Source organism: Trinickia violacea (genome assembly GCF_005280735.1).
Taxonomy (GTDB): domain Bacteria; phylum Pseudomonadota; class Gammaproteobacteria; order Burkholderiales; family Burkholderiaceae; genus Trinickia_A; species Trinickia_A violacea.
Genome location: NZ_CP040077.1, coordinates 3,844,742 through 3,856,505, shown reverse-complemented (window position 1 = coordinate 3,856,505; position 11,764 = coordinate 3,844,742). Strand labels below are relative to the sequence as shown.

Annotated in this window: 11 protein-coding genes; 6 read left to right on the top strand and 5 right to left on the bottom strand. The window is 63.0% G+C overall.

Annotated features, from left to right (window positions below):
- Positions 1-11: 11 nt before the first annotated feature.
- The 4 genes from FAZ95_RS17675 to FAZ95_RS17660 all read left to right on the top strand — a co-directional run bounded on the left by FAZ95_RS17675 (position 12) and on the right by FAZ95_RS17660 (position 4,552).
- On the top strand, positions 12-797 hold the full coding sequence (locus tag FAZ95_RS17675; RefSeq protein ID WP_137333629.1) for an outer membrane lipoprotein-sorting protein: 786 nt from the start codon (positions 12-14) through the stop codon (positions 795-797).
- Between the two features lie 9 nt (positions 798-806).
- Positions 807-2,132, top strand: coding sequence for a hypothetical protein (locus FAZ95_RS17670; RefSeq protein ID WP_254699738.1), 1,326 nt, complete (start codon positions 807-809; stop codon positions 2,130-2,132).
- A 130-nt stretch (positions 2,133-2,262) separates the two neighbouring features.
- Positions 2,263-3,291 (top strand): aldo/keto reductase, encoded by a 1,029-nt coding sequence (locus tag FAZ95_RS17665; protein WP_137333628.1) that lies wholly within the window; start codon positions 2,263-2,265, stop codon positions 3,289-3,291.
- A 7-nt stretch (positions 3,292-3,298) separates the two neighbouring features.
- Positions 3,299-4,552, top strand: coding sequence for an MFS transporter (locus FAZ95_RS17660; protein WP_137333627.1), 1,254 nt, complete (start codon positions 3,299-3,301; stop codon positions 4,550-4,552).
- Positions 4,553-4,578: 26 nt separating this feature from the next.
- Here FAZ95_RS17660 and FAZ95_RS17655 read toward each other — a convergent pair whose 3' ends face one another.
- Both FAZ95_RS17655 and FAZ95_RS17650 read right to left on the bottom strand, forming a co-directional pair.
- Positions 4,579-5,937, bottom strand: a complete 1,359-nt coding sequence (locus tag FAZ95_RS17655; RefSeq protein WP_137333626.1) for a type II toxin-antitoxin system HipA family toxin — start codon at positions 5,935-5,937, stop codon at positions 4,579-4,581.
- A complete protein-coding gene (locus FAZ95_RS17650) occupies positions 5,937-6,302 on the bottom strand; it encodes a helix-turn-helix transcriptional regulator (RefSeq protein WP_137333625.1) in 366 nt (121 codons plus the stop codon). Before FAZ95_RS17650 ends, FAZ95_RS17655 begins: the two co-directional genes overlap by 1 nt.
- Positions 6,303-6,397: 95 nt before the next feature.
- Between FAZ95_RS17650 and FAZ95_RS40525 the strand changes: the two genes are divergently transcribed.
- The gene (locus tag FAZ95_RS40525) at positions 6,398-6,829 is read left to right on the top strand and encodes a rubredoxin (protein WP_302674737.1); all 432 of its coding nucleotides are present in this window, start codon (positions 6,398-6,400) and stop codon (positions 6,827-6,829) included.
- Positions 6,830-7,357: 528 nt separating this feature from the next.
- Complete coding sequence (locus FAZ95_RS17640; RefSeq protein ID WP_137333624.1) at positions 7,358-8,452, top strand: fimbrial protein; 1,095 nt, start codon at positions 7,358-7,360, stop codon at positions 8,450-8,452.
- Positions 8,453-8,657: 205 nt separating this feature from the next.
- On the opposite strand, the gene FAZ95_RS17635 is transcribed toward FAZ95_RS17640, so the two are convergent.
- The 3 genes from FAZ95_RS17635 to FAZ95_RS17625 all read right to left on the bottom strand — a co-directional run bounded on the left by FAZ95_RS17635 (position 8,658) and on the right by FAZ95_RS17625 (position 11,601).
- Entirely contained in the window at positions 8,658-9,479 is an 822-nt protein-coding gene (locus tag FAZ95_RS17635) for a quaternary amine ABC transporter ATP-binding protein (RefSeq protein WP_137333623.1), read from the bottom strand.
- A 72-nt stretch (positions 9,480-9,551) separates the two neighbouring features.
- Positions 9,552-10,532, bottom strand: coding sequence for an ABC transporter permease (locus FAZ95_RS17630; RefSeq protein WP_137334613.1), 981 nt, complete (start codon positions 10,530-10,532; stop codon positions 9,552-9,554).
- Between the two features lie 28 nt (positions 10,533-10,560).
- Positions 10,561-11,601: an ABC transporter substrate-binding protein gene (locus FAZ95_RS17625; protein ID WP_137333622.1), complete on the bottom strand. Its 1,041-nt coding sequence runs from the start codon at positions 11,599-11,601 to the stop codon at positions 10,561-10,563.
- Between the last annotated feature and the right edge of the window lie 163 nt (positions 11,602-11,764).

The following is an 11,764-nucleotide window of genomic DNA, read 5'->3' as shown; positions in this document are numbered from 1 at the left end:
GGACCTCCATCATGAAACTGCATTCCTTCATCGGGGCGGCGGGCGCGCTGGTGTGTGCAACGCTGATGGCTCACGTGGCGTATGCCGCCCCCACCGCGACGCAATTGCTCGAGCAAAGCGACGCGATTCGCAACCCGGCCCAATCGTTCAGCCTGACCAACACGCTGATCGAATTCCGCAACGGACAGCAGACCGACACCGACGTGCTGACCGTCTATTCGAAGCCCGATTCGGGCGACGGCCAGTACCGCGATCTCGTGCAATTCGACGAGCCCGCGCGCGATGCCAACAAGCTGTTGCTCAAGAACGGCAACGATCTATGGTTCTACGATCCGTCGAGCCAGGCGAGCGTGCGCATCTCGCCGCAGCAGCGTCTGTTGGGGCAGGCGGCGAACGGCGATGTCGTCACCGTGAACTGGGCGAAAGACTACGTGCCGACGCTCGCGGGCGAGGAGGACGTGACCGACGGCGACCGCCAGTCGCGGCACTGCTACAAGCTCGCGCTGACCGCGCGCACGCCCGACGTGACCTATCACGCGATCGACCTGTGGCTCGACGCGAGCAACGCGCGTCCGGTCAAAGCACGCTTCTACACGGAAAGCGGCGCGCTGCTGAAAGTCGCCTACTACCGCAAGTTCCAGCCAGAGCTCGGCGCCGAGCGGCCGACCGAAACCGTCATCATCGACGGGCTCGACCCCAACTGGGTGACGGTGATGCGCTACTCGAATTACGCATGGCGCGACGTGCCGGACGCGTGGCTGCAACGGGCGTATCTCGCGCGCTTCAAACCCGAATGAACGAAGGCGATGAGCAAGCGGCTGGCCTCGATGATCGTCGCGGCGGGGGTGAGCCTGGGCGTGGCGGGTCACGTGCTCGCAGCCGGCGACACCAGCGGCGACACGGCCGGCGGCGCGGATCTCCCGCCGCTCGCCGCGGGCGACGAAGGCGCGTTGCAGCTCGCCGATACGGCGAACGCCACCCCGTCGGCGCGCAGCAATTGGCGGCGCTCGTTTGAATTCGCGGTCGGCAACTACACCGCGGCCAGCCAGACCGGCAGCGTCTTGCTCAACGACAACCTGCGCGTCTCGTCGTCGCTCGCCTACGACGGCGCGTTCGCGCCCGGCTGGCGCGCTGTGTTCTCGAACCAGTTCGACGCGGGATGGCGCGGCGGCACCGATCAATACAACGCGGTCGATACGCTGAAGCAGGCGTATTTGAGCTGGCGTCCGACCACGTCGACGATCCTCGACGCGGGTCGCATCAACTTGCGCGAGGGCGTCGCGTCGGGCTTCAATCCGACCGATTACTTCAAGTCGGGGGCCTTGCGCGCGGTCACGTCGATCGACCCGGAGAGCCTGCGCGAAAACCGCTTGGGCAGCGTGATGCTGCGCGGCCAGGCGATCTGGGACGGCGGTTCGGTGACCGCGCTCGTCTCGCCGCCGCTTGCCTCGACGCCGAGCCATGCGACCTTCAATCCCGACTTCGGCGCGACGAACCAACAGTGGCGCTACATGCTGAGCGGCACGCAGCGCTTGTTCGGCGGCTTTGCGCCGCAATGGCTCGTCTATGGCGGCGCGGGCATCTCGCCGCAATTCGGGGTGGACGCCACCACCTTGCTCGACAACGCCACGGTCGGCTTCCTCGAGTATTCGGGCGGCCGCAGCAACGCGCTGGCCGATGGACTACAGGGGCCGGCGGGCCAGGCGAGTTTCCACTCGAAGGTCGCGACCGGTCTCACGCGAACGTTTCCGAACAAAGTGTCGGTGACGCTCGAATACGACTACGACGGCGCAAGCGCGAATCGCGCGACGTGGGATGCGCTGGCCGCCAATCGCGAGCGCTTCGGCCAATATCTCGACGCGGTCGGCACCGAGCAGGAACTGCCGACGCGGCATTCGCTCTTCACGTATGTCACCTGGCAAGACGCCTTCGTGGTCCATCTCGATCTGACGGCGATGGGCCGCTACGATCTCGTCGCGCACAGCTACTTCACGTGGCTCGAAGCGCGCTATCACTGGACGCGCGTGGACCTCGCCGTGCAGTGGCAAACCAATCACGGTTGGGCTCGCAGCCCTTACGGCGACGCGCCTCAAAAGCAGGTGCTCCAGGGCGTGCTCACGTTCTTCTACTGATGCCCAAGCTGCCCAAGCAAAAAGCGAGCGGCGTCCGGCGCGATTCGACGCTCGGGCGTAGACTTGAACCCCTCGTCTTTGGCGGAGTCCATCCTGGGCTCATCATCTGTCAGCGCAAGGAGAATGTTCGATGGAATACAGGCATCTGGGTGCATCGGGTTTTCAGGTTCCGGTTTTGAGCTTCGGCACGGCGACGTTCGGCGGCAAGGGCGAGTTTTTCCAGGCGTGGGGCGCGACCGACGTAGCAGAAGCGCGGCGCCTTCTCGACATCTGCTTCGACGCGGGCGTCACGATGTTCGACACCGCGGACATCTATTCGCGGGGCGCGTCGGAAGCGGTGCTCGGCGAGGCGCTCAAGGGCAAGCGCGATCGCGCCATCATCTCGACGAAAGCCACCTTCCGGTTCGATGACGAATCGCCGAACAACGTCGGCTCGTCGCGCTTTCACCTGATTCAAGCGGTCGATGCGTCGCTCAAGCGTTTGCAGACGGACTACATCGACATCTTTCAACTGCATGGCTTCGATGCGAAGACGCCGGTCGCGGAAGTGCTGTCGACGCTCGACGATCTCGTGCGCGCCGGCAAGATCCGCTACACGGGCGTGTCGAATTTTTCCGGCTGGCATCTGCAAAAATCGCTCGATGTCGCGGACCGCTATGGCTATCCGCGCTATGTCGCGAACCAGACCTACTACTCGCTGATCGGCCGCGACTACGAGTGGGAGCTGATGCCGCTCGGGCTCGATCAGGGCTTGGGCGCCATCGTGTGGAGTCCGCTCGGCTGGGGTCGCCTCACGGGCAAGCTCAAGCGCGGACAGCCGCTGCCCGCGACGAGCCGCTTGCACAAGACCGCGGACATGGGGCCGCCGGTGCCCGACGACTACTTGTTCCGCGTCCTCGATGCGCTCGAAGCCGTGGCGGCGGAAACCGGCAAGACGGTGCCGCAAGTCGCGCTCAACTGGCTGCTGCAGCGGCCCACGGTCTCGACGGTGCTGATCGGCGCGCGCAATGAAGAGCAGCTGCGCCAGAATCTCGGCGCGGTCGGCTGGAACCTGACGCCCGAGCAGGTCGCGAAGCTCGATGCGGCAAGCGCGGTGGCGCCCGCATATCCGTATTGGCACCAGCGCGGGTTCACGGAGCGCAACCCGCAGCCGGTGTGAGTTTTTCATGACTTCCACCCGATGGCGCGTGCTCGCCGTTTTCTCGCTCGGCTATTTCGTGTCGTATCTGTTTCGCGGCGTGAATCTCGGCTTCGCGCCGTTCCTCACGCACGACTTGGGCTTGTCGGCCGCGAACCTGGGCACGCTCACGAGCTTGTACTTCCTCGGCTTCGCGGGTGCGCAGATTCCGGGCGGGGTGCTCCTCGATCATTTCGGGGCGCGGCGCGTCACGGCGTGCGTGATGCTCATCGCCGCGGTCGGCGTGCTGCTGTTCGGCGCCGCGCACGATCTCGGCACGATGATGATCGGCCGCTTTCTGATCGGCGTCGGGGTGTCGGTCTGTCTTGGCGGCGCGTTCAAGGCGACCGCGCAGCATTTTCCGGTCGCGCAGCTCACGCTCGTCAACGGTCTCGTGATGGCGGCGGGCGGGCTGGGCGGCGTCGCGGTCGGCGCGCCGCTCTCGTGGCTGCTGTCGTTCACGAGCTGGCGCACGCTCTCATTCGCGCTCGCGATCTTTACTGTGGCGGTCGCTGTGGCGATCTGGTGCTTCGCGCCGGCCGCGCGCGATACGCACCGGCAGGCCGGCGTGCTCGAGCAATTCAAGGGCACCTGGCATGTGTTGAGGAGCCGCGCGTTCTGGAAGGTGGCGACGTTCTCGGGGCTCACGCAAAGCGTGTTCTACGCGATGCAATCGCTGTGGGTGGGCGCGTTTCTGCGCGACGTCGTGCTGGCGGATGCTGCCCATGGCGCGGCGCGCGCTGCATCGCTGGTATCGGTGCTCGGCGCCGCGTTCATCGCGGGCAATATCGGCTTCGGCGCATTGGCGCGTGAACTGGAGCGCCGGGGCGTGACCGTGTACGCGTTCTCCGGCGTGACGATGGGGCTCTTCGTCGTCGTGCAGGCGATGATCGCCGCTCGCGTGCCGTTGCCCGAGCCGCTGCTGTGGGCCGCGTATGGCGCGCTGGGCGGCACCGGCATCCTGAGCTATTCGGTGATGGCCGAGTACTTCCCCGCGCGCATGATCGGCCGTGTGAACACGACCTTCACGCTCGTGATTTTTCTGGCGATCTTCGCGCTGCAAATTGCGATCGGTGCCGTGCTGGGTCTCTGGCCGATGCACGACGGGCACTATCCGGCGCTCGCACATCGAGGCGTATGGGCGATGTTGATTGCGATGCAGATCGCGGGGGCAGTGTGGTATTTCATGCCGGCGAGGCGCGAGGAGGGGGCGGCGAACGGTTCGGCGGAGCCGTTGGTGTAGGTGGGCGGCGCTTCTTTCGCAGGGGGTTAGGTTTCCGAGCCCGCGCCGTACGTCATGAGCGCGGCGAGCTTGCCGCTCTGCTTTTTCAAGCCCGACAAGATCGCGTCGGCTACGGCAGCGGGGAAGCTGGGAGGCAACCCGTCGTTCGCAACGTCGATGACGCTTTCCGTCCGATCGACCACCTCGGCGATGATGTCCTGCACCGCGGCCTCGCCCAACCCGGCCTGCCGCCCTTGTTGAAACCAATGTCGCGGCAGGATCTTGTCGATCTGATAGTGGTTGCTGCTGCCTCTTACCGCCATCGCGAGTTTCGCTTTTTGCGGCGCGATCTGGTTGCGGCGGCGACCGATGATCGGGTGAGCGGAAAGCACGTCGTAAAGCGGCGTGGCTCGGTAGAGGCCACCCGGCAAATGGAAGAGGCTGAAGTTCTTCGCGTGCCCGTCGGTGGCTGCGAGCAGCCAGAACACGAGCTGGGTCTTGAAGAAATTCCGTCTGTCCTCGCGCGCCTGTTCTGAGCCGAGCAGCACGTCCATGATCGCGGCGATCCCGGGGCCGCCGTCCTGCTGATACTTGAGTAATGGGGGCGTGCCGGTTGCCTGACACATGTCCTCTTGCGGCAGGCGGACTATCCACTTCTTGTCGCTCGCCGGCTTACGATCGAAGCGCTCGACGACGAGCACCTTCTGATCCTCGAAGTTGGCCATCTCGCAGTTCGCGATAGGTAGCCCGTAGGCTGCAACGATTTTCGAGCACAGCCATTCGTTTTCGATCGAGCTGCGCATGTCGGCCTGCATATTGCCGACGAGGCCCAGCGGCAGCTTGAAGATATGCGTGGTCGGCGTGCTGCCGGCCGGCTTGATCCATTGCTGATCGCGGCGCAACAAGGCGGTTTTTTCTTGGGCCCCCGCGATCGATAGCCTCAAATCGTCATCGCGATCGTGCAAGCCAAGCGGTGCCGTCGCGGTTGTGTTGCGCAGCAGCTGAGCGATGTCCGGTTCGGTCAGCCGCTCTCCCTTGATTTCGCGGAGATCGGTGGGCGCTTCGTTCGGCGGGAGCAGTTGAATCGCGCCGACACAGTCCCGGCCCAGGGCGGACAACAGATCGAACGGCTTCGTGCTTCCCGTGTGGTGACGTTGCGCCAGGCGTCTGCGGATGGCATCGCTATCAGGGAGCAAATTGTCGAAAAACGCGGTGACGAGATCGCCGCGATAAGGCGGGTTGCCTGGCGCGAATGGCAGCGAAAGAGAAAGCGGACGACCTTGCTCATCGGCGAGCCATTCATCGAAGTAGCCGAGACGCTCGCCGTCCCGCGCGCTTTCCCAGTAACCCACCGGGATGCCGTTCATCCATACGTTGAGTCTTCGTGTCTGCGTGCGGCGGCTCATTACCAATCCTCCCTCTTCTTCGGGGCGGCGCCGCCGCGGCGAAGGCGGTTGGTGTCAGGCGTTTTTCGTGCGCTGCTCGAGCTTTCCGCTGTACCGGACTGTTTGCTGTCATTCTTGGTGCCGGCTGGCGCTGCCTTGCTCGCAGGTAAATCTTCGTGCGCCAGCCGCATTTCGACATCCAGCATGCGCATGACTTTGAAGAGTCTTTCCATGCTGGCGGCGGCGGGGTTGGCCTCGAGCTGAGCGTAGCTCTGCTGCGTGATACCCAACTGGCTGGCCATGGCGGCTTGCGTGAGGCCGGCGGCCTTGCGAAAACCTTGAAGAATGGGGCGTAGCTGGCTGAGTGTCTTGATCGGGTAGTCCACCTTGTGCTCCCGCTTGTGGGGTACAGTTCGTGGCCTGTATTCTACGAAAACAGGCGTTGGGCTGTAAATAAGGAAAACAGGCTATAAGTTGTTAATTGGATTTACAGCTTTTAGCTTGTATTCTCGTTGACCACCAGGAAACACTCCGGCTCAACGACGGCGCCGGCGATCCCTACTGGATCGATTTGACCGTCGAAGAAGCGCGACGGCTGCTCAACGCGCTGCAGACGCAACTGGCTGCGAATATCGAGAGCACAGCCGCGCCGCTCGTCGTGAGCCTGGATGAGCCCAATGGGGAGACAGCCGCGCCGGCTGCAAACGAAGCCCCGTCAGCCGGCGAGCCGGAGCCGGCAGGGCAGACGTTCAAGCAATGGGTGTGCGTGATCTGCGGCTGGGTCTATGACGAAGCCGCCGGCGTGCCGGAAGAAGGCATTGCGCCGGGAACGCGCTGGGCGGACGTTCCGGCCGATTGGCGCTGCCCGCTGTGCGACGTGGGCAAGGAAGATTTCGCGCTGGTCGAATTCTGATCGGCCGCCGGCGCGGCCGCGCGCGTTACTTGAGTTTCCAGAGGCCCCAGATCGCAATCAGGAGCGCGAGGCCGAAGCCGATGCCAAGCAAGACGTAGGTTTCCAATTCGATGACTCGCCATTCCGCAGTTGCATGAGCCCGCCATCGTCGCAACGAAAGCCGGCCGGTTGCGACATGCTACCGGCCCTTCCTTTCAAATCAGGAACGCCTTGGCATCGGTCGGCTCGCGCAGGCCCTTCGGATCGAGCTTGATGGCGTCGTCGCCGTCGATGACGACTTCGAGCATTCGATCATGCGGGGCCCGTCACGCTCGTATAGAGCAGCCGTGTCAGGCGCGTTTCGCGCACGACTTTCGTGCATGCGGCCCCCGGCATGACACTAGCGCCCGCCCATGGATTTCAATGGCAGCGTCATGCGATTGCCCCGGATTAATATACGGACACATCCAAAATCGGACGTGTCCTATGGTCGGAATTCTGGTCAGGTGCGAAAATGATTCATAATCATTCGGCTATGTTTATTCAATTATGAAAATTTTCGTTACGATTTTCGCCACGTTTCCGGCCGGCTTCATGATGATGTTTGGCCTGGTGGGAAATGCCTCTGCAAAGTGCTCAGCCTCCGTCGGTAGCGATATAACGATTCCCGCACTCACCCAGATAATAGACCTCCCGGTCAACGCAACATACCCGCGTGTTCTCGGGTCTGCTCACGCACCACAGTCAAATGTATATCAATATGTGGATTGCGTTAAGGGAATGGGGCTGGTGCTTACCGCCAATAGCCCCCCTACAGGCCGGACCTATGATTCGCAATACGGAAAGCTTCAGCTGTACGAGACCAATGTTCCCAATATCGCTTTTTCAGTCGTAGCCAGGAATCCACCTCAGGAGTGGACACCCATTATATACGGCGGCGTATATCTGTTTGCTTCCAGAAAACGTACTGCCAGCGCACTCGGCGTTGACATGCAGGCGATCTACGTGGCAACGGGTCCGGTGACCCCCGGCAGCTATACCATTACGCCGAAAAATTTTTCCGGGCATTTCCGCTTGTACGATGTGTACTCTGATACAGAGTGGGAATATAATGCCAGTTATGTCCGGCCCAATTTCTCCATTTCCAGCAGCAACATTACGGTCAAAAGCTCGAGTTGTACGATCAACGCGGGGGACAGGGCCAAGACCGTTCCCTTGCCGTCATTGAGGATTGCGGGTGGCGGTTTCGGAGGAGTCGGTGCAACCGCGGGAACCCCGGCAGACTTCCGTATCGGCTTGAGCTGCCCGGCAGGCGTTGGCCTGTATGCCACCATGTCCGATGTGAGTACTCCCTCGAATACGGGCAGCACGCTCAGCCTTTCGTCTTCGTCAACCGCGAAAGGGGTGGGCATCCAGATAGCCTGTACAAGCGCCTCTTATTGCGGTGGCCGGACAGGACCCGTCTCGTTCGGTCCCGATAGTAGCCAGGCGGGTACTCGCAATCAGTGGTATGTCGGCGGCAACGCCAGTTCTGCTGCAACCAACTACACGATCCCATTCTCGGCACAATATATCCAGACCGCGAGCACGATCACACCGGGCAGCGTCAATGCCGTGTCAACGATCACGTTCTCGTACCAGTAGCCGGTCAGGACCGCACAAGCACGCCGGCCGACGCAACTGTCAGAAGGTCAGTCTGTAGCGACTGGCCTTTTTTCATTTCTTCGTTATGCGGAAAAAGGCTGACTGTCCGATTGCCGGCGGGCTTTACCGGCCCTTCCTTTCAAATCAGGAACGCCTGAATCGTTCGGCCGCCAGCCGGTGACAGGCTGCTCGCGGTGCGGCCTGGTCACTGCATACTCGCGCGCCGCTCGACGAAGCGGCGCACGTACTCGTCGGCGGGGCGGTGGACGATGTCGTCGGGTGTGCCGACTTGCACGAGCTGGCCGTCCTTGAGGATCGCGATGCGGTCGCCGATGCGCAGCGCCTCATCGAGATCGTGCGTGATGAACACGATCGTCTTGTTCAGCTTCTCCTGCAGCTGCAGCAGCTGGTCCTGCATTTCAGTGCGGATCAGCGGGTCCAGTGCGGAGAACGCTTCGTCCATGAGCAGCACGTCGGTGTCGGCGGCGAGCGCGCGCGCGAGGCCCACGCGCTGGCGCATGCCGCCCGACAATTCATCGGGGTAATGCTGCCCGTAGCCGTCGAGGCCGACGCGGCCGAGCCAGAGCTGCGCTTTCTCGAGCGCCTCGGCCTTGGCCTCGCCGCGCGTCTTGAGCGCGTAGGCGGTGTTGTCGATGACGGTCTGATGCGGCAGCAGCCCGAAGTTCTGGAACACCATGCTGATCTTGTAGCGGCGCAGCTCGCGCAAGCCCTTGGGGTCGAGCTTGATGACGTCGTTGCCGTCGATGACGATCTCGCCGGCGGTCGGCTCGATGAGGCGGTTGAAGTGCCGCACGAGGGTGGACTTGCCGGAGCCCGAGAGGCCCATGATCACGAAGATCTCGCCGGAACCGATATGCAGGCTCACGTCGTTCAGGCCGACGTTGCAGCCGGTCTGCGCGAGCACTTCGGCTTTGCCTTTGCCGCTTTTTAGCAGGTCGAGCACGCGCGCGTGACCGCTTTCGTGGCCGAAGAGCTTGTAGACGTGCTTGACTTCGATCGCTGCCATTTCGTTCTCCTGGTCCCATGCTGAGGTTGTTAGGAGTTAGTGCTTCAGCACTGACTCCTAGCCCGCGGCGCGTTACTTTGCCGGCCGCACTTCGAGGCCGTTCTCTTCGGCATCGCCGGCGGTTTGATCGGCGGCCGTTTCGGTTGCCGCCACGCGATACGGCACGCGCGAGGCCGCTTTCGAGCGCTTCTTCAGCGCGAGCAGGCGGCGTGCGCGGCGGTCCTGGCCGTAGCCCTGGCTGATGCGGTCGATGACGATTGCGAGAATCACGATCGCGATACCGGCCTGCATGCCCTTGCCTACGTCGAGCGTTTGAATGCCCGCGAGCACGTCTTCACCGAGCCCGCGCGAGCCGATCATCGATGCGATCACGACCATCGACAACGCCATCATCGTCGTCTGATTGATACCGGCCATGATGCTCGGCCGCGCCAACGGCAACTGGACGTTCAGAAGCAACTGCCAGCGCGTGGTGCCGAACGCGCGAGCCGCTTCGACGACTTCAGCGTCCACGTGCCGGATGCCAAGATCGGTCAGGCGAATCAGCGGCGGCAGCGCATAGATGATCGTCGCGAAGATGGCCGGCACTTTACCGAGGCCGAACAGCATCAGGACCGGAATCAGGTACACGAAGCTCGGCAGCGTCTGCATGATGTCGAGGATCGGCAGCAGGATGCGCCTGAGCCACGCGCTGCGAGACGTCAGAATGCCGAGCGGCACGCCGAGCACGACCGACAGCGCGGTCGCCACCAGCATCAACGCGAGCGTCTGCATGAGTTTGTCCCACAGCCCGAAGCAGCCGATCGCGTAGAGCAGCAGCACGAAGAAGCCGGCGACGGAAAGACGCCGCGTCGCGTTCCAGGTGAGCAGCCCGATCGCGATCAGCAGCAGCCACGGCGGCACGGCCCGCAGCGCGCCTTCGAGCGGCACCAGCAGATACCGCAGCAGCGTGGTGCTGAAGTCGTGGAAGCTGTCGCCGTACTGCGCGACGAACGATTGCACGACGTCGTTCACCCAATCGGCGATCGACAAGTGTAGGAAAAACGAATTCATCATCAGCTCGCGTATCAGCTAACAGCCATTAGCTCGCCAGGCTCGCCTGGATCTTCGACGCCACGTCGGCCGGCACCCATTGTTTCCACATCTCGGGATGCGTCTTCAGGAAGTCGGTGGCCATCGTGCTGCCGTCGAGCTTCTTCGTGTTCATCTCGAGGATGGTCGAGTTCAGGAAGTCCATCGGGAACTGGACCTTCTGGAGCATCGTGATCAGCTGCGGGTCGGCTTGGTAGAACGGCGTCGATACGCCCACCGTGATGTGCGAGACCATGTACGACGACGCGCATTGCGACGTGCTGCTTTCGTTACGCAGCGTCTGCCAGCAGGCGTCGTTGTACGGCGGCATCTTGAGCTCGGTGAGCTTGTACTTCGCCATCAGCGCGGCCGGGCCCCAGTAGTAGAAGAGGATCGGCTTGCCGCGCTCGTAGGCCGACGCGATCGCCGCATCGAGCGCCGCGCCCGTGCCGGGGCGGAAGTTCGTATACGAATCGTCGAGCTTGAGCACCTTCAGGAGCCGCGTGTTGACGCGCTCGCAGTCCCAGCCCGACGGACAGTTCAGGAAGCGGCCCTTGTTGGGCTCTTCGTCGTCGGTGAAGAGGTTCTTGTACTTCGGCAGATCGGAGACGGAAGCGAGCCCTGGCGCCGACGGCTTGATGCCGCGCGCGGCGTCGCCCTTCACGACATATTCGGGAACGAACCAGCCTTCCTTCGTGCCGCCGGGCAGCGTATCGCCGACCAGCTTGACGCTGCCCGAAGCGACGGCCTTCGCGGTGATCTCGCTGCGGCCCGTCCATTGCTCGGCCCAGACCTGGATGTCGTTGTGAGCGAGCGCGGTTTCGGTGGCCGCGGTGCTGCCGGGCACGACGTCGGTCTTGCAGCCATAGCCCTTCTCGAGAATCTGCCGCAGCACTTCAGTGGCGAACGCGCCGCTTTCCCAGGTGATGCCGGCAAAGTGCACGGTCTTGCCGGAGGCGCACCAGTCGCTCGGGCTGGCCGCGTGAGCCGCGCCGCTCGCGGCGAGTACTGCAGCGGCGAAGAGCGCCGCGCGAAGTTGTTTGAATCGCATCGTTGACCGTCTCCAATATGAATGTCGTTCTAGGACTTGTATTTGTACCGACCGCACCCTGACCCGTTACGGGTAAAGCAGGTTTTGTGATTGTGCTGTCGAGCCCGGTTCCCGAAGAATGGATTTTTTGTGGGGTTGGGTATGAGCCTGGCTCAATTTCGGG

Bases quoted from the DNA above. Each gene is read 5' to 3' on its own strand.
- FAZ95_RS17675 (WP_137333629.1), top strand. From the start codon at position 12: ATGAAACTGCATTCCTTCATCGGGGCGGCGGGCGCGCTGGTGTGTGCA.
- FAZ95_RS17670 (WP_254699738.1), top strand. From the start codon at position 807: ATGAGCAAGCGGCTGGCCTCGATGATCGTCGCGGCGGGGGTGAGCCTG.
- FAZ95_RS17665 (WP_137333628.1), top strand. From the start codon at position 2,263: ATGGAATACAGGCATCTGGGTGCATCGGGTTTTCAGGTTCCGGTTTTG.
- FAZ95_RS17660 (WP_137333627.1), top strand. From the start codon at position 3,299: ATGACTTCCACCCGATGGCGCGTGCTCGCCGTTTTCTCGCTCGGCTAT.
- FAZ95_RS17655 (WP_137333626.1), bottom strand. From the start codon at position 5,937: ATGAGCCGCCGCACGCAGACACGAAGACTCAACGTATGGATGAACGGC.
- FAZ95_RS17640 (WP_137333624.1), top strand. From the start codon at position 7,358: ATGAAAATTTTCGTTACGATTTTCGCCACGTTTCCGGCCGGCTTCATG.
- FAZ95_RS17635 (WP_137333623.1), bottom strand. From the start codon at position 9,479: ATGGCAGCGATCGAAGTCAAGCACGTCTACAAGCTCTTCGGCCACGAA.
- FAZ95_RS17630 (WP_137334613.1), bottom strand. From the start codon at position 10,532: ATGAATTCGTTTTTCCTACACTTGTCGATCGCCGATTGGGTGAACGAC.
- FAZ95_RS17625 (WP_137333622.1), bottom strand. From the start codon at position 11,601: ATGCGATTCAAACAACTTCGCGCGGCGCTCTTCGCCGCTGCAGTACTC.